Origin of the sequence: Pseudoalteromonas sp. SWYJZ19 (assembly GCF_015864375.1) — a bacterium.
GTDB lineage: Bacteria > Pseudomonadota > Gammaproteobacteria > Enterobacterales > Alteromonadaceae > Pseudoalteromonas > Pseudoalteromonas arctica.
The window spans coordinates 73,266-89,843 of sequence record NZ_JADYXI010000021.1 but is presented as its reverse complement, the minus strand read 5'-3'; the positions used below and the strand labels follow the sequence as shown (position 1 = coordinate 89,843).

Sequence of the window (16,578 nt, the reverse complement as noted above, 5' to 3'; positions counted from 1 at the left end):
GGTCTTATTTAAGCTTCCAGCTAGACGAGAGGATAGAAGATATCCCCGATGGGTTAAGCCAAAACCATCTAAGTATCCCCATAAAAAGAAAAATGCCAGTCAGCTTAACTGACTGGCATTAAGCCAATGGCTCTTTTTTGTTATTAGCTTTTTAAAAAACGTTCTATTTTAGGTTTTACTGTAACCGACATTATCAGCATTATAGTTAAACCTATTGGTAATGCGGCTAATAACCCTTCAGTCCATCCAGTTACAAATACACGCATATCTGCATAGCCGATATTGTTAGTAGCAGTAACAAACGCCATCACCGACTCCATTATCAACGCCATAAAAACACTAATCACTAAATTACGTTTTAACTCACTGCTAGGGCGTGTTTATCTTTGTGGATTGAAATTTGTTCAATCTAGGGGCGATTAAATCACGGCGCGAGGTTTGTAACCTAGTGGGCTAAGTAAAAACCGAGCAACAAAGAGTTAATAGTCCCTAGAAAGAACCCTTCGGGCAGCGCATGTTTGGTATTTATGCTGCGTTATCGCCTATTTATGGGGAATAACCACACTACATAGGCTCTGCCTTGCCTAAAAACCAAACACACTGCTGCAAATTCAACCACCAAAGGTCAATACGCCCTAAGTAATAACTTAGCAACTAGCTTATGCATTAAGGTCATCATTACAAAACCAATAGGTGCCATAACTAATACCGCACTTATAAACGAGGTAAACCAGTCTGCATAAAAATGTTCTGTAATCCCCACATTCACATAGGTCATCACGCCTGTTAAGCTCCCGCCAATTAAAGTAATAACACTCATTATTACCAGTATCTTATAAATAAGAGGCGTTTTTTTAGGCTCAACTAGTGCTGGATTTACGGTTACAGGAGTACTCATTTAGGCATACCTTAGACTTTAAATTAGATGATAAAGTCTACTATATCAAATTAATTGACAATATCAACCATTATTTATTTTACCCAATCGCCAACCATATACCTACAAGTACCATTAAGCTGCCCGCTATTCGGTTCATCCATTTAATATTATCGCCACGGGCTAAAAATAAACGTAGGCTTTTGCCACCTGTTGCATAAGCCAACATGCTTAAAAACTCGGTGGTCATTATAACGCCAAGTAATACTAAAAGCTGAGGGGCTACAGCATGCTCAACACTAATAAACGGCGGTAATAACGAGATCATAAACGCCCACCCTTTAGGGTTAGCAATTGCGGTTACAAAACCTTGCGTAAATAACGACTTCCGACTTACGTCACTTGGTTTTGAGGTATCGACCGACATTTTGCCTTTGGCTCGCCACATGTTAACGCCAATATAAATTAAGTACGCACCGCCTACCCACTTTAAAATAGCGAACGCATCTGGGTAATTTAGCATGATGCTTGCAACGCCTAATACCGCAGCTATAGCAACGGTTGCTACGCCTAACAGCTCGCCTATCATCATCCATAATGTGCGGCGCACGCCAATGCTCATACCGAGTGTCATGGCAAGGGTCATACACATACCAGGCGTTATCGACACAAAAAAGAACGTAGGAATAAAAACCGCAAGTGCTGCTACATCAATCATTAATTTACTCTCATATTAAAAGCAAAAACGCGGCTATAAGTAGCCGCGCTGTTACTTACTCATGTTTATTACTATTGCCCAACACTTATCACGGGTTCAGTAATAACCTCTACTGGCTCTGCTGTATCATTTAGCAAATACTTATCTAACCACTGTTCTTGTTCCCACAATACATGTAACAAGCTTTTACGCGCACGGTAACCATGTGCTTCATAAGGGAGCATTACTAAACGCACGTCTTTACCTAGCCCTTTAAGTGCAGCGTACATGCGCTCGCTTTGCATTGGGAAAGTTCCCGAATTAGGATCCTCTTGACCGTGGATCATCAGCATTGGCTCGTTAATTTTTTCAGCATGGAAAAACGGCGACATATTAGCGTACACGCTTTGTGCTTGCCAAAAATCACGCTCTTCTCCTTGAAAACCAAACGGCGTTAATGTGCGGTTATACGCGCCGCTGCGGGCAATACCCGTTTTAAATAAATCAGTGTGAGCCAACAAGTTAGCAACCATAAATGCACCGTATGAGTGCCCTGCTATGGCTATTTTATTTTTATCAGCAATGCCTTTTTTAACTAATACATCAACAGCGGCTTGCGCGCTTGATACTAACTGCTTTCTAAAGTTATCGTTTGGCTCGCTGCCATCAATACCTACAATTGGCATTTTAGGGTCGTCAAACACGGCAATCCCTTTGGCAAGGTAAGGCATTGGGCCCCAATAGCCAATGTAGGTAAATGCATAAGGCGATTCGCGTACTTGCGATGCTACGGCTTTATCTTTGTATTCAAGTGGGTAAGCCCACATAAGTACAGGTAACGGGCCTTGTGTTTTATCGTACCCTGGTGGTAAATAAAGCGTGCCTGAAAGCTCAACACCGTCGTCGCGTTTATAACGTAATTGCTCTTTAGTTACGCCTTTAAATGCAGGGTACGGGTGAGCAAATGTAGTTAGCTGTGTTAGCGTGTCGTTGCCTAAATCGCGTATAAAAAAGTTAGGTTGCTCAGTTTTAGATTCACGAATAGTAATAAATCGCTCACCTTCGTCGTCAAGCAGTGCACGTACACGTTCGTAATATGGTGCTTCTGATTGCCATAATCGCTTGCTGCTATTTGTTTTAACATCGTACCTATCTAAAAACGGTACATTGCCTTGCTCTGATGCGCCATTACCACGCAGGTAAATATAACGCCCACCTACAATTTTAATAACGTTCGCGCCTAAATCGTTGCGCTCGTAAATTGCATTACCAGGGTCTTTATACGCATCGTTATAACTACGCTCTGAAAATAAAACGCGGTTTCTGTCGGCATCTCGTGGTTGCACTATGTAAGTACGAACTTGGCGATCGCTAAAGCGCCAGTCTGTCAGCATGGCTACGTTTTCGTTGCCCCACTCAATACCAGAGTAACGGCGTTCTACTTTGGCAAATAATTTAGGCTCGCGTTTAAAAGGTGCACGTAAGCTGTAAATATAATCATGGTGCTCAACGTCGGTTTTCATGTCGCCGCCATCTTGCGCCTCGGCCCAAATAACTTCAGCGCCTTGATCGGCTCGCCATTTAAAGTCTCGGCGGCCAGTGCGTACACTGTCATAACCTTGCGGAATATTATCGGCAAGTGGCTGTTTTGCCAGCTCTGCTAATGCATAGCCGCGCATGCCCCATATTTGCCATGTGCTTGCAAATCGGCTGTAAGGCACTTGATACGAAAACGGCTCATTAATACCGGCTACTAAAATATTGGTAGAATCAGGTGACACCGAAAACGATTTAAATAAAGAAGGGCTACCTATTGCTTGTGTATTGCCATCAAGTGTTACGTAAGCTAATTGCCCTTGGCCGTAAAACTTAAATTGCGCTTCATCAAACGGGCTTGTTAATAAATTTTGGTAAGTACGTGCTGGTGCTTTTTCGCCGGTACTTTGTTGAATAACTGGCACTACACTTTGGCTGTTATTTTCAAGCCTAGGCTTGCCAAAATTAACAGCGAGGTTTGCAACTATGGCGCTGCTATCTGGTAGCCATTTATAAGGTGATGATGTTAATACCGAATTTAATGCAGCGCTTGAAAGCTCTTTTGCTTGTTTGGTTTCAACGCTGTAAAGCCATAAGTTGGCTTGGGTTGGTTGCTCAACAACAAAGGCTAAATATTTACTATTAGATGACCATTTAGGTGAGCGAATAATGCCATTAGGTAAGTTATTAATACTAATAACCGACCCGCTTTGAACATGCTTTAGCTCCACAGCGCTAAATTTGGCACTCACACGAGAGCGCGAAAAATTAGCGGGATTTAGCTTAATACCAGCAAGCTTAAGCTCTTCTTTTGCAAGTTCATCAAGGGTTACTACACGTTTGCGTTCAAAAAGCGCTAGCCACTGGCCATCGCTCGATAAGTAACTAGTGGGTGCTAACTTAGCGTCAACCAATGCTGCAAGTTCAGGTGATGGGGTTTGATAGCCCTGCTCGGCGTAACTTGTTGGTACTAATGCCGCACAACAAATAAAGGCAACTAACAGCCTAAAAGCGCTCATGTTTTTATCCTTTTGTTATTTTTTACTCTTATAGGCGTATATAAACACGTTTTGCTTTGTTCATAAAGTATTAAGGTAAGTTAAACACCTCTAAAAGATGACTTAATAGTGCTGATTAAGCTAAACTACAGCGCTATTTATTCACCACTGCGGTACTTAAAATACAATGCATAACAAAGCCAAATCAGTCACTATTTTTGATGTTGCAGAGCGTGCTGGTGTATCAAAATCAACCGTATCCTTGGTGCTTACCCAAAGCGATAAAGTGGGCAATAAAAGTAAACAAAAAATACTCAAAGCGATTGATGAGCTAGGATACGTTTATAATCGTGATGCCGCTGCTATGCGCTCAAAACGCTCAAATTTAGTGGCCATAGTAATAAACGATTTAACTAACCCAGCTATGGCACACCTTGCTACCAGCCTACAACTTTTGTTAAACGACAATGGCTTACAAGCCATGATTGTAAGCAGTAATAATAGTCTTGAACTACAAGCAAACGCAGTTAAAAACTTAAAAGAATACAACGCTGCTGCATTTATTATTTGCCCCGTTGCTAGTACTTGCCCCAAATGGCTTGATACGCTCAGCGCGCAACACAAAGTAATTACCGTAATGAGCGAAGTGCCTTTTAGCGCAGCTCCTTGTGTATTACCCGACTATAAAAAAGCCAGCCACGTAGCCAGTATGCATTTGCTCTCACAAGGCGTGACAAACATTGCATTTATAGGCAGTGAACTTACTTTAAGTGATTCACAAGCACTACAAAGTGGCTTTAATACCGCTTGCGCGCAGCACAGCATTACACCATTAGCACCCATTCACTGCGCAGTAAACACAGCCCTTAGCGCTAAAAATGCATTTATAGAAGCATATAAACACAACCCCACATTAAACGCTGTGGTGTGTGCAAACGATATTATTGCTCAAGGTGTTATTGCTGCTATTAACTCATTAACACATCACTGTATTAAAGTGGTGAGCTGCCACCATATTCCTAATAGCGCGGTTATAAATGATCACTTAACCACTGTGGCTATAAGTACAACTGATATAGCCAAGCGGTGCCTTTTAATACTACAAGAGCTACTACAAAATACAGCCCCGCCAGTAAAAACACTGGTAAATGTAAACTTACAAATTAGAGATTCTAGCCAATGAAAAAAGTGCTGGTAATTGGCTACGTATGGCCAGAGCCAAATTCGTCTGCTGCGGGAACGCACATGATGTCGTTATTAAATGCATTTAGAGCGCAAAACTGGGACGTTGAATTTGCAACGCCCGCGCAGCGCACCGATCACATGGTAAATCTTGACGACTTCGGTATAACCAGTCAAAGCATTGCACTAAACTGCGACAGCTTTGACGAATACGTTAAAGCCTATAATCCAGATATAGTCATGTTTGACCGTTTTATGATGGAAGAACAATTTGGCTGGCGCGTCGATAAACATTGCCCACACGCAATTAAAATTTTAGATACCGAAGATTTACAATGTCTGCGTAACGCTCGCCACGAAGCGTTTAAAGGTGAGCGTGAGTTTACAACCAGCGATTTACACTCAGACATAGCAAAACGCGAAATTGCCGCTATTTTACGCTGCGACCTGAGCTTAATTATTTCAAGTTATGAAATGAGCCTGCTAAACAGCGTATTTAAAATAGAGCCAAGCCTATTACACCATTTACCGTTTATGGTTGATTTAAGCTCACTGCCTACAAGTACAAAAACGTTTGAGCAGCGCCAGCACTTTATGACCATAGGTAACTTTAGACACGCGCCAAACTGGGATGCTGTACTTTACCTACAAAAAATATGGCCACTTATTCGCAAGCAGCTACCAAAAGCAGAACTACATATTTATGGCTCTTACCCACCACCAAAAGCCACGGCACTAAATAACCCTAAAACAGGGTTTTTAATAAAAGGTTGGGCCGATAATGCGTTTGATGTAATGCAAAGCGCACGCGTATGTTTAGCACCACTGCGTTTTGGTGCAGGCATTAAAGGTAAATTGCTTGAAGCCATGATTATGCAAACACCCAGCGTTACCACCAATATTGGCGCAGAAGGCATGCATAACGATTTATCATGGCCGGGTAAAATAGCCAACACCGCCGATGACTTTGCCAATGCTGCCATTGAAATGTACACCAATCAAAGTGACTTTGAACAAGCGCAGCAAGATGGCAACACGCTCCTTAATACGCTGTACGATAAAGCACAATTGAGCGCAGCTTTAATTCAAAAAGTCGATTCAATAAGTAGTGATTTAAACGCTCATCGCGAAAAAAACTTCACAGGCCAAATGCTCAAACATCATACAATGCGCAGCACTCAATACATGTCGCAATGGATAGCCGAAAAAAATAAAAAATTAGATTAAAAATGACTAGACACACACCAATTAGTGTTTAAAATCGCGCCCATCGAACGTGGGCATTTTTAGCTGTATTGTCTATATTTTTAGCTTAGTTATCGCAATATTTGGTCCAAAAAGATTTGAAAACTGCAACCTTTACAGAAAAACGCAAATTTATCGTTAAATTGGGTAAAATGCTTCACAAGTATGGTACGCCTGCTTACCGCCTAGAAGCCCACCTAATGGAAGTGGCTACATACTTAGGACTTAAATCGTCGTTTGTTATGTCGCCAACCTCTGTAACGTTTGTTATTTGGACCGATGGCCACGAAGACGAGTACACCCACGTTGCACGTGTAGACCCTGGCGATCACGATTTAGGCTCACTTGCCGACACCGACGACCTTGTAAACCAAATGCTTGACGACAAGCTAAGTTTACAAGAAGTTGATGCGCAACTAGACGCTATTTTTGTAATGCCAAACCCATACAATAAACTTGTTACGGGCGTTGCGTTTGCAACTTCTGGTGGTGCGTTTGCAATGTTAATGGGTACTAGCTGGACTGATGTTATTTGGTCATCGCTACTTACTTTAGTTGTTTATGTGTTTGTGCTTTGGTCTGGGCGCTCAAAACGCGTAGCACATATGCTTGAGCCATTAGTGGCCATAATATCAGCCATACTTGCCTGTGCAGTAAGTGTGTATATAACACCTGAGATAAATATACGCTTGGTGGTACTTTCGGCCATTATTGTGTTTATACCCGGTTTAGCACTTGCGCTTGGTTTAGCTGAGCTGGCAGCACGGCATTTAGTGTCAGGTACTGCGCGAGTCATGGACTCGTTTATGCTGCTCTTTAAATTGTATTTTGGCGGTTTTATTGGCATAGGTATTGGCTTTGCACTTTTTGGGCAAGCCGATTTTGTACAACCTGAGCCATTACCAAAGTGGACCGCATGGCTGGCTATATTTTTACTTTGTAGCAGCCTAATCGTTATTTTTAGAACCAAACTTAAACACGCAGTTTGGTCTATTGCATCAGGCTTTATAGCGTACGGCACCAGTATTGGCTCGGCTATGTACCTTGATTACACGTTAGGTACGTTTGTAGGTGCTTTATCGGTGGGTATATTTAGTAACTTGTTTAACCGCGTTGCTAATGCGCCGGCCTCTATTGTTGCCATGCAAGGCTTAATTGTATTAGTACCAGGAAGCAAAACGTATATTGGCTTAAACTCACTTATTGAAGGCCAAGACTTTGTATATGCAGAGCACATAGGCCAACAAACGTTTTTAATATTTATGTCGCTTGTTGCAGGACTAATATTTGCAAACGTAGCTCTTCCGCCTAAAAAGAGTTTGTAAATTATACTGAGCACTCGCTTTACTTTGATTGAGTAAAGCGAGTAAATCGTTAAGCTAAAAACAACTGCCAAGTAGCAATTTATACCAATGCTAAGTGTTTTAGCTCATTACATTGCACTTGAGTCAAACTCAAAAACCTCATAATGATTCCAGCGTAAAAACAGTTCGCCGCTTTCTAAATAAAAATTTATATCATCACTTGATGGATAGCAAAAATCATCCCAGTGATCACAAAAAATTAGCCAAGGTAATGTAAGTGCTGTTTCTTGATCCCAGCAAATTGTTATTGTTTGCGAATCATTTACTAAGCCCTTTAACCATTGCCGTGTTAATTCACTTCCTTCTGTGGAGTCGAATCTTTTTGCGCCAACCGGAAAGTTAATGGGTGTGGCGGCAATTAATGCTCTTGCTTGCTCTTCACTCAACGGAATAAGTTTGTTTAATGTATCTTTAGAAAAATCACCATGGGATGCGCTAATCCATCGCCATGCTAAAGAAAAGTCTTCAATTTTAATCAACGCTCTATACCTACTTTTACGAACACTTAATTGACTCTACAACACTATTACAACGCTCTAAATACCCTATTAATTTTGGACCTTCGGGGTAGTCAGAGCAATTGCCTATTATAAGGCCTGCAACTTTACCTGCGGGTTCTATTTCTACGTCCATGTATGACGCAAACATAGTGTTGTTTTTGGTTTCAGTCCACGTAAAGTGGTAGTGAGTATTATGTGTACTAAGAAATTTACGATCTGGTTTATTAAACTTACTGGTTGTTGCTGTCAACAACGTATTTTTGTTCTTAACGGTAATTTCTGCGCCGCTTATAGCCCAAGATAATGGCCACTCTCTTGCAATTTCGGTCGAAACCTCACATTCGCCAAGTGAATTAACCTTATCTAAATCAGAAATTATATTTGCGTATTCACTGGTGCGTAAACTGCTTTGCTGAGCTTGAATAAGCCATAAAACAGCAAGCGACAGTAAAACCGATTTCCATTTCATTATTGCTCCGCTCCTCTATGAAGCAGAGGCATTTTATGCGTATTTTTATTAATTTAATGATAAACCATATATGATTTTTTATTTTTGTTCAATTACTTACAAACAACCATCACTTATTAATGGTCGAGAATGACAGTGGGGATTATTACTTTGGCACTTCCCTATTGAGCAAAAATACTCAACAGGGAAGTAACTTAACTAGCGTGACCAGTTAGTTTTAGCAAGCTCTACAATTTCGTTTCCTTTGCCGTTTATCAACGCCTTCATCATGTAAACGCTAAAGCCTTTTGCTTGCTCTAATTTGATTTGCGGTGGCATTGAAAGCTCTTGTTTCGCGGTATCGACTTCTAAAACAACAGGTCCTGAGTGATTCATCATTTCGTTCATTGCCGATGGTAATTTTTCAGGGTCGTCCACATGAATCCCTTTTAATCCACAGGCCTCTGCAATTTTAGCAAAACTTGGGTTTTCTAAATCAGTATCGCTTGATAAAAACCCACTGGCTTTCATTTCCATAGCCACAAAACTAAGTGAGCGATTATTATAAACAATAATCTTTATTGGTAAATTAAGCTGCTTAAGCGAGATCAAATCGCCCATTAACATCGAAAAGCCACCATCACCACACATTGCAATTACTTGGCGGTCTCTATCAACAGATTGAACCCCCATTGCCTGCGACATCGCATTTGCCATAGAGCCATGATTAAACGAGCCAATTAAGCGACGCTTACCATTCATTGATAAATAACGCGCAGCCCACACTGTTGGCGTACCTACATCACAAGTAAAAACAGCATCGTCAGCCGCTTGCTCGTTGAGTAAACGCGTTAGGTATTGCGGGTGAATTAAATTTTGCGAGGTTTTTCCACTGGCTAGTTCATCGAGATCTTGTCGAGACTCTTTGTAGTTTTTAACACATTTTTGTAAGTGCGAACTTGTCCGCTCACCTTTAATATAATCAAGCAATGTGGTCACTGAATTTTTAGTATCCCCTAACACGCCACAGTCAATTTGCACGTGTCGCCCGAGTGACGCAGCCTGATTATCAATTTGCAATATGGTGGTATTTTCAGGATAAAAAGCACGATAAGGAAAACTAGTACCAATCATTAATAACGTATCGGCTTCTTGCATTGCATGATAGCCCGACGCAAAGCCAATAAATCCAGTCATACCAACATCATAAGGGTTATCGTATTCAATAAACTCTTTACCACGCATAGCATGCACAATTGGCGCTTGTAATTTTTCGGCTAGCGCAACAATTTCGTCGTGGGCATCCTTACAACCAGCACCACACAATAAGGTTACTTTTTTACTTTTATTAAGATGAGTCGCCATTGCTTCAATATCAGATAAAGCGGGGGTATACGTTGCTGGTTTTGGCACGTTCCATTTTGGCTTGATAGCTTTAGGCATATCTTTTAATGCAATGTCGCCAGGTAGCACAAGTACACTCACGCCTTTGTTTAATATTGCTTGTCGCATTGCGGTTTCTAGCAGGTACGGCATTTGCTCGGGGCTCGAAACCATTTCACAATACACACTGCATTCTTTAAATAATTCTTGCGGATGGGTTTCTTGAAAATAACTACTGCCAATTTCAGATGAAGGAATGTGTGCGGCAATAGCTAATACCGGTACATTATTACGCTGACAATCAAATAAGCCGTTAATTAAATGAAGATTACCTGGCCCGCAAGAACCCGCACACACCGCAAGCTCGCCTGATAAATGCGCTTCGCCGCCAGCTGCAAATGCTGCTACTTCTTCATGACGTGTGCCTAGCCATTCAATTGTTCCCATTTTTCGCAGGCTTTCACTAATGCCGTTAAGTGAATCGCCAGTTACTCCCCAAATGCGCTTTACGCCCGCTTGTTCGAGGGTTTTAGTAATAAAACTTGCGATACTTTGACTCATAATATAGAACTCCTAAATATTAAGTTATTCTGTAAATTGATTTTTTGCCTCTGATCTATCAAGTAAGTCATCGTTTCGAAATGCGCTCAATTATTGAGAATCGATAAGCTTAGGTATTTTGATAATGATAGATATATTACTACTGAGACTTTACTAACAAACGATACTCCTAGGTTTACTGCCCCCCATACTGATACATAAAACATGAATGTCCGCTTTAAAGTGTTTATGAATATGCGGGTGCGAGATTTTTAGTGGCTTAACTATGAATATGTTATTATGCGCTCAATTATTTTACTGAATGCTTTTCTCTTACTTCTATGTCAAATTCTGCTTTGTGCTTTACATTATTTTCTCAAAATATTGATTCTCTCGCGCTTCCTGAAAAGTTTACTTTCCCTTTTTATTACGAGCCGCAACCTTTAGCTGTAGCAGCCACAAAACAATTACAGCAACAACTTGAAACGTTAACGCATTTAAAAGCAGAAAATGCAGGTAAAATGTTTGGGGTTTTAGTGGTGCAAAATGCTAAGCAACAATTAGGCTTTTTAAGTGCTTATTCGGGGCAAATTGAAGGTGATAAAGGTAATATTAGCTTTGTGCCGCCTGTTTCTAGCATGCAGCTGCAAGACGATAGCTATTTGGCTCAAAGTAAAATAATTAACGATATTAATGCTCAAATTGAGCAGTTAGAAAATAGTGAACAACTGCATGAAGTTAATAGCAAACTTGATGATGCAACACAGAGTTACCAGCAAGCACTATTAGCCCAACAGGCAGTAATGCAAGCCGGTCGCCAGCAACGAAAAATACAACGTACCGAAGGCGAATTAGAGCTTAGCGAAAGTGATTTTGAGCAGTTAAAAAATAAGCTTGCAGGGCAAAGTATTGTAGAAAAAAAGCAACTGCTGGCACTTAAAGCCTATTGGCAAAATATAATCGAGTCACTGCAGCAAACACACATCAATATTTCTGATGAAATTGCTCATTTAAAAAAGCGCCGTAAAACGCTTTCTAAAAGCTTACAAAAAAAGTTGTTTGCGCAGTACAAATTTTTAAATGCAAATGGTGAAACTACAGACTTAAATGCCATATTTGCAGCATTACCTGAGCACACTCCTCCTTCGGGGGCTGGCGATTGTGCAGCGCCTAAATTATTACAATACGCCTATAAACATGACTTAAAGCCACTTGCTATGGCTGAATTTTGGTGGGGAGCTGCGCCAAAATCAGCAATTAGGCAGCATAAAAACTACTACCCTTCTTGTTATAGTAAATGCCAACCAATACTTGGGCACATGCTAAAGGGTTTAGATGTTGAAGATAACCCGCTACTTATCAACCCAGCTCAGGGTAAAGATTTAAGTATTGTTTATAAAGATGACGACTTACTTGTGGTAAATAAGCCTGCTGAGTTTTTATCAGTACCTGGCGTAAATATTGAAGACTCAGTTTATATGCGCATAAAAACGCAATTTCCAGAGGCTTCAGGCCCGCTAATTGTGCACAGATTAGATATGTCGACCTCCGGCTTATTGATGATTGCACTTAATAAACGCGTGCACAAAGCGCTGCAAAAGCAGTTTATTGAACGCACCATAGATAAACGTTATGTCGCATTAGTTAATGGTAACGTAGCTGAGGATAGCGGAGTAATTGATTTACCCTTAGTGCTCGACTTTGATGATAAACCGCGCCAAATGGTGTGTTACAAACACGGAAAACCTTCACTTACTACCTGGCAGGTTTTAGAGCGTAATAACAATATTACCCGATTACAGTTATACCCTAAAACAGGGCGAACTCATCAATTAAGAGTACATTGCGCGCACAGTTTAGGTTTAAACATGCCAATTATAGGCGACACACATTACGGACAAAAAGCCGATAGATTACATTTACATGCAGAATACTTAGCATTTACTCACCCAATTACGGATAAACGATTAGAGTTTGAAGTAGCCGCAGATTTTTAATAAAAACACATAGCTACAACCACTATATTATACAATGTGTTGGTTTTTATTAATTAAATTGATATCGTTTATGGTCTTTCTATTCAATGATGAGTATAAAAAAACGGTACAAACCCAAGTTTATTAAGTAATGTTAATAAGTACTTCAATAATAAAAATAAGTCAGCAAAGGATTAACATGACTAACAATACACAAATAAAGGTTTTAGGTAACACTTTGTGGGCTAAGTATATTGTTCTCATTTTATTTTTACTTTTAAGTAAGCTTTCCTCAGCTAACGGCGACTCATTAAGTGCAACTTTACACGCACTAGACTTTGACACGACTCAAGTCCTGATCAATAACATAAAACTAAATGAATTAGACTATCTTCAAAATGAAGACAAGCTCACTCAAGCGTTTAAAATAAGCAAAGAGCAAAATTGGAAAAAACTTCATCTAGAAGCGGCCGCTTTGTATGCGGAGTTACTTTTTAGACAAGAAAAATACGAAGCGTTAAACACACACTTATCCTATTACTTAAAGAACAAAGAGTTACCAAATCGAAAAAGTGTATATTTATTTATTTCTCGAATCACAACTCAAGTCTCTAGCAAGGGAGGCGAACCCAACTCCAGCACACACGCTAGCCACCAAATTAGAAGAGAGCTTGCAACAGCATTCAACTAAAGAAAAAATCATTATTTTACGAGCACTTGCTTACTATTACACCGATACAGATGCATTGAAAAAGACCCTAAATGTTGCACTAGAGGGGCTAGAATTAGCATTAAAAGATGACGATTCAGCATCTCAAGGGTACTTTTTTAGAAAAATAGCCGATGCATATAATTATCTAAACGAAAAAGACAAAGCCATATATTATGCAAAAAAAGCGGTTGCGGCCTATGAGCAAACACAAGATGGGCTTTTTACTGCAAAAGCATACTGGAGCTTAGGCAATGTATTGCTTGAAGTAGAAAAACCTAAAGATGCCTTAATATACCTAGATAAAGCATTGCTCTATTTTAAAAAAGTTAATATGCAAAAAGGCTTAACCTTTGCTCAGTACTCAATTGCCAATATTGAGTACTTACAAGCAAACTACGATAAAGCTTTAACTTTAACTAAAGAAAACATTGAGCTTGCTCGTTCTGCAGGTGTATACGACATGCAACTCGCATCGCTCATTTTGTTAGCTGACATATATATAAAACAAGATTTAATCGAGAGAGCAAATGAAGCAAACGATGAGGTGTTTTTAAAATTAGATAAATTCAGCCGCAGTATTTATAAAGCCGATTTTTTAAGTAAACGCTATGAGCTAAAGCGACGCCTTAACTACACTGACGAGGCTTTTGAAGCAATTGAACAAAAGCTCCTTTATACAAAAAAACACTACGAAGCAACTAGTGAAAATAATATAAAAACACTACAGGTGCAGTTTGAAGTAAAAGAAAAAGAAGAAAAAATACAGCAACTAGAGTACGCAAAAGACATTAGTGAACTACAAGCTAAAGAAGAGTACCAACAAAAAATAATTTGGCGACTCAGCGCTGCTATTGCATTTATTTTAGTGATTGCTTCATTATTTTTATTTTATCGGCAAGCCCGACAACGTCAAAAATATTACGATATTTCATTAACAGATTATCTAACAAATTGCCCTAATCGCAGAGGAATAATGCGCGCAGCAGAAGCAAAGCTTGGTGAAGGTAAAATGACGATAGCAATTGTTGACTTAGACTACTTTAAAAAAGTTAACGACCATTTTGGTCACGATGTTGGAGATTTAGTTCTTATTGCCTTTGCAAAAGCTGCAAAAGAAACACTATGTAATGATCATCAGTTTGGTCGTTACGGCGGCGAAGAATGGTTATTTGCACTAAATACGGTTGATGAACGAATAATTCGCGATATATTTGACCAGCTCGCCATTAGCTTCGCCAAGCATTGCAGTAATATAGAAGACTTTCCTAGTGATACAAAAATCACCTTTAGTGCAGGGGCCTCTGTAAGTGGCCCTTTAAAAAGCACACTAGATGTTCTTATTAAACATACAGATAAATTACTTTATAAAGCAAAAGAAAACGGAAGAAACCAAGTCGTTGTTGATTAAATAAACACAGCTAAAAGTATTGGCTCATTTACTTGACTAAAGCCCATCTAAGATCATTTTTTTGATGGTCTTTGCTTTTACAAAATGATCTAATTTATGGGTGTGTATCCACCAAGTAGCAGCTTCCATAAGTAGCGCTGGGTCGTCGTTTTTATTAGCAAAAAATGCATAAAAAGAAAGCCCTACATTTTCGCCTTTAACTGCTATTTTTTTATCGCATACGGTAATTATTTTTGCTCTTAGTTCTTCCCTCATACATACCTTATTTAATTATATTTTTACTATTAAAATACGCCATTTAAAACGCTAACGATTAGCTGTAAAAGGCTTCTATCAACCAAGCCATGATTCTCAAGCTCTTTATTAGGCGTATTTACTTTTGCAGCTTTGCATTCATTATCTAATATCTCATTTTTACGTGTATCGGTTTCGTATGCAATATCTGCTTGTTCCATACATTTTGCCGAGCCTGCGTAAGGCTGTGCCGCACAAGCGCTTAGTAATAAAAAAAGTGGAATTGCTATCAATAATTGCTTCATAACTAATCCTATTTTTACGTAACTTATTTACTTTAGACTATAGCTGCAAGTTAGCCGTATTTACTTTTCTACCTCCATTACAAAAAATTCAAAAAAGAACGTACCTATAGCATCAAAAAAAGTGTCGTTTTTTTCATCCTTTTTAATTTGTGCGCTAATGCATTGATTATAAACTTCTGAGCTTGTTTGAGCGCCATTTCGATCAACCGTTTCGGCCTCTTCAATGCATAAGTTAGGGTCAGAACGTGGGGCTGTACTACATGCACTTAATAAAGCGCACAGCAATAATGCGGCGATGGGGCTTTTTGTGTTCATCCTTAAACTATCCTATTAAGTTAACGTGCTACCTGCATTTATACCGATTGGTATTATATGTGGGAGTAATACATATAGATTGTACCTAAATAATGTTGCTACTTTATCACTGCAATAAAATAAACAACCAGTAAATATTTGTAAGGTTCTGTAGGGATTTATACTCACTTCTATAATTGAACTACGTAAAAGCCTGAAATTATTGCATTCATATCACTGTAAAATTTACAGTGATAGCAGCCCAAAAATAAAAAATCAAAATAAAAGCAATAAAATACATCAACTTAATATTTGGCATTTAGTTTGCTAGTTAGTGATATAAGCAAATAAATTGTAAAAGGATTAGTTATGAATATTTTTGAAGCACTACGTCATGACCATGACAAACAACGAGAATTGGTAGATGCGCTTATTCAAACGCACGGCGACACAGAGCAGCGCCACACGCTAATGGACGAGCTAAAAACAGAACTAGAAGATCACGCAAAGTTTGAAGAACGTTACTTTTACAACCCACTTATGTTTGATGACTTAACTCATGAAAAAGCGCGCCACAGCGTAGCTGAACATCACGAAATTGATGAATTAATTGAACAACTTGAAGATACCGAAATGAGCTCGTCTGCATGGTTAGTTGCAGCTAAAAAACTGCATCATTTAGTACATCATCATTTAAGTGAAGAAGAACACGAAGTATTTCAATTAGCGGGTAAAGCACTAACCGAAGGGCAAAAACAAAGCTTGGCAAAGCAGTATAATGATGCAATGCACTAATACTTTTTATTTGTGAGTAACTTTACTCACAAATAATTGAACCACCTTATATATACTCCCTTGTGTACTATTGGTTATAAGCCA

The 16,578-nt window shown here is 39.4% G+C and carries 15 protein-coding genes and 1 pseudogene; 6 read left to right on the top strand and 10 right to left on the bottom strand.

All coding sequences use genetic code 11. The annotated features are described in order from the left end of the window. Positions 1-143 precede the first annotated feature (143 nt). The 4 genes from I6F45_RS17725 to I6F45_RS17710 form a co-directional block, all read right to left on the bottom strand. Complete coding sequence (locus tag I6F45_RS17725; RefSeq protein ID WP_231609700.1) at positions 144-332, bottom strand: DUF2798 domain-containing protein; 189 nt, start codon at positions 330-332, stop codon at positions 144-146. A 293-nt stretch (positions 333-625) separates the two neighbouring features. Then, a complete protein-coding gene (locus I6F45_RS17720) occupies positions 626-898 on the bottom strand; it encodes a DUF2798 domain-containing protein (protein WP_231609699.1) in 273 nt (90 codons plus the stop codon). A 79-nt stretch (positions 899-977) separates the two neighbouring features. Further along, positions 978-1,595 carry a LysE family translocator gene (locus I6F45_RS17715; protein ID WP_197142321.1) on the bottom strand — a complete coding sequence of 206 codons (618 nt, stop codon included), beginning with the start codon at positions 1,593-1,595 and terminating at the stop codon, positions 978-980. A gap of 71 nt (positions 1,596-1,666) precedes the next feature. Further along, positions 1,667-4,129 carry a S9 family peptidase gene (locus I6F45_RS17710; RefSeq protein ID WP_197142322.1) on the bottom strand — a complete coding sequence of 821 codons (2,463 nt, stop codon included), beginning with the start codon at positions 4,127-4,129 and terminating at the stop codon, positions 1,667-1,669. 166 nt (positions 4,130-4,295) lie between these two features. Between I6F45_RS17710 and I6F45_RS17705 the strand changes: the two genes are divergently transcribed. From I6F45_RS17705 to I6F45_RS17695, 3 genes are all read left to right on the top strand, one after another. Then, the gene (locus tag I6F45_RS17705) at positions 4,296-5,291 is read left to right on the top strand and encodes a LacI family DNA-binding transcriptional regulator (RefSeq protein WP_010553649.1); all 996 of its coding nucleotides are present in this window, start codon (positions 4,296-4,298) and stop codon (positions 5,289-5,291) included. Further along, complete coding sequence (locus I6F45_RS17700; protein ID WP_165740151.1) at positions 5,288-6,517, top strand: glycosyltransferase; 1,230 nt, start codon at positions 5,288-5,290, stop codon at positions 6,515-6,517. Before I6F45_RS17705 ends, I6F45_RS17700 begins: the two co-directional genes overlap by 4 nt. A gap of 116 nt (positions 6,518-6,633) precedes the next feature. Further along, on the top strand, positions 6,634-7,860 hold the full coding sequence (locus I6F45_RS17695) for a threonine/serine ThrE exporter family protein (protein WP_010553647.1): 1,227 nt from the start codon (positions 6,634-6,636) through the stop codon (positions 7,858-7,860). A gap of 107 nt (positions 7,861-7,967) precedes the next feature. On the opposite strand, the gene I6F45_RS17690 is transcribed toward I6F45_RS17695, so the two are convergent. The 3 genes from I6F45_RS17690 to poxB all read right to left on the bottom strand — a co-directional run bounded on the left by I6F45_RS17690 (position 7,968) and on the right by poxB (position 10,791). Then, a complete protein-coding gene (locus I6F45_RS17690) occupies positions 7,968-8,378 on the bottom strand; it encodes a hypothetical protein (RefSeq protein ID WP_165740153.1) in 411 nt (136 codons plus the stop codon). A gap of 16 nt (positions 8,379-8,394) precedes the next feature. Then, a complete protein-coding gene (locus tag I6F45_RS17685) occupies positions 8,395-8,868 on the bottom strand; it encodes a hypothetical protein (protein ID WP_165740155.1) in 474 nt (157 codons plus the stop codon). Positions 8,869-9,066: 198 nt separating this feature from the next. Next, a complete protein-coding gene (gene poxB, locus I6F45_RS17680; protein WP_166377403.1) occupies positions 9,067-10,791 on the bottom strand; it encodes a ubiquinone-dependent pyruvate dehydrogenase in 1,725 nt (574 codons plus the stop codon). Positions 10,792-11,111: 320 nt separating this feature from the next. Between poxB and I6F45_RS17675 the strand changes: the two genes are divergently transcribed. Further along, a complete protein-coding gene (locus I6F45_RS17675; RefSeq protein WP_197161446.1) occupies positions 11,112-12,767 on the top strand; it encodes an RluA family pseudouridine synthase in 1,656 nt (551 codons plus the stop codon). Between the two features lie 178 nt (positions 12,768-12,945). Continuing rightward, positions 12,946-14,866: pseudogene (locus tag I6F45_RS17670) on the top strand (tetratricopeptide repeat-containing diguanylate cyclase). Positions 14,867-14,902: 36 nt separating this feature from the next. Here the strand turns inward: I6F45_RS17670 and I6F45_RS17665 are convergent. Genes I6F45_RS17665 through I6F45_RS17655 form a run of 3 tightly spaced genes read right to left on the bottom strand, consistent with a single transcriptional unit; the run spans position 14,903 to position 15,720 of the window. Then, positions 14,903-15,121: a DUF6500 family protein gene (locus I6F45_RS17665; protein ID WP_165728967.1), complete on the bottom strand. Its 219-nt coding sequence runs from the start codon at positions 15,119-15,121 to the stop codon at positions 14,903-14,905. 29 nt (positions 15,122-15,150) lie between these two features. Beyond that, entirely contained in the window at positions 15,151-15,405 is a 255-nt protein-coding gene (locus tag I6F45_RS17660; RefSeq protein ID WP_024592905.1) for a hypothetical protein, read from the bottom strand. A 60-nt stretch (positions 15,406-15,465) separates the two neighbouring features. Then, positions 15,466-15,720: a hypothetical protein gene (locus I6F45_RS17655; RefSeq protein WP_197119647.1), complete on the bottom strand. Its 255-nt coding sequence runs from the start codon at positions 15,718-15,720 to the stop codon at positions 15,466-15,468. A gap of 348 nt (positions 15,721-16,068) precedes the next feature. Between I6F45_RS17655 and I6F45_RS17650 the strand changes: the two genes are divergently transcribed. Beyond that, on the top strand, positions 16,069-16,494 hold the full coding sequence (locus tag I6F45_RS17650; protein ID WP_197161444.1) for a hemerythrin domain-containing protein: 426 nt from the start codon (positions 16,069-16,071) through the stop codon (positions 16,492-16,494). Positions 16,495-16,578: the final 84 nt, after the last annotated feature.

Coding starts and splice junctions, on each gene's coding strand:
- I6F45_RS17725 (WP_231609700.1), bottom strand. CDS start 332: ATGGCGTTGATAATGGAGTCGGTGATGGCGTTTGTTACTGCTACTAAC.
- I6F45_RS17720 (WP_231609699.1), bottom strand. CDS start 898: ATGAGTACTCCTGTAACCGTAAATCCAGCACTAGTTGAGCCTAAAAAA.
- I6F45_RS17715 (WP_197142321.1), bottom strand. CDS start 1,595: ATGATTGATGTAGCAGCACTTGCGGTTTTTATTCCTACGTTCTTTTTT.
- I6F45_RS17710 (WP_197142322.1), bottom strand. CDS start 4,129: ATGAGCGCTTTTAGGCTGTTAGTTGCCTTTATTTGTTGTGCGGCATTA.
- I6F45_RS17705 (WP_010553649.1), top strand. CDS start 4,296: ATGCATAACAAAGCCAAATCAGTCACTATTTTTGATGTTGCAGAGCGT.
- I6F45_RS17700 (WP_165740151.1), top strand. CDS start 5,288: ATGAAAAAAGTGCTGGTAATTGGCTACGTATGGCCAGAGCCAAATTCG.
- I6F45_RS17685 (WP_165740155.1), bottom strand. CDS start 8,868: ATGAAATGGAAATCGGTTTTACTGTCGCTTGCTGTTTTATGGCTTATT.
- poxB (WP_166377403.1), bottom strand. CDS start 10,791: ATGAGTCAAAGTATCGCAAGTTTTATTACTAAAACCCTCGAACAAGCG.
- I6F45_RS17675 (WP_197161446.1), top strand. CDS start 11,112: ATGTCAAATTCTGCTTTGTGCTTTACATTATTTTCTCAAAATATTGAT.
- I6F45_RS17665 (WP_165728967.1), bottom strand. CDS start 15,121: ATGAGGGAAGAACTAAGAGCAAAAATAATTACCGTATGCGATAAAAAA.
- I6F45_RS17660 (WP_024592905.1), bottom strand. CDS start 15,405: ATGAAGCAATTATTGATAGCAATTCCACTTTTTTTATTACTAAGCGCT.
- I6F45_RS17655 (WP_197119647.1), bottom strand. CDS start 15,720: ATGAACACAAAAAGCCCCATCGCCGCATTATTGCTGTGCGCTTTATTA.
- I6F45_RS17650 (WP_197161444.1), top strand. CDS start 16,069: ATGAATATTTTTGAAGCACTACGTCATGACCATGACAAACAACGAGAA.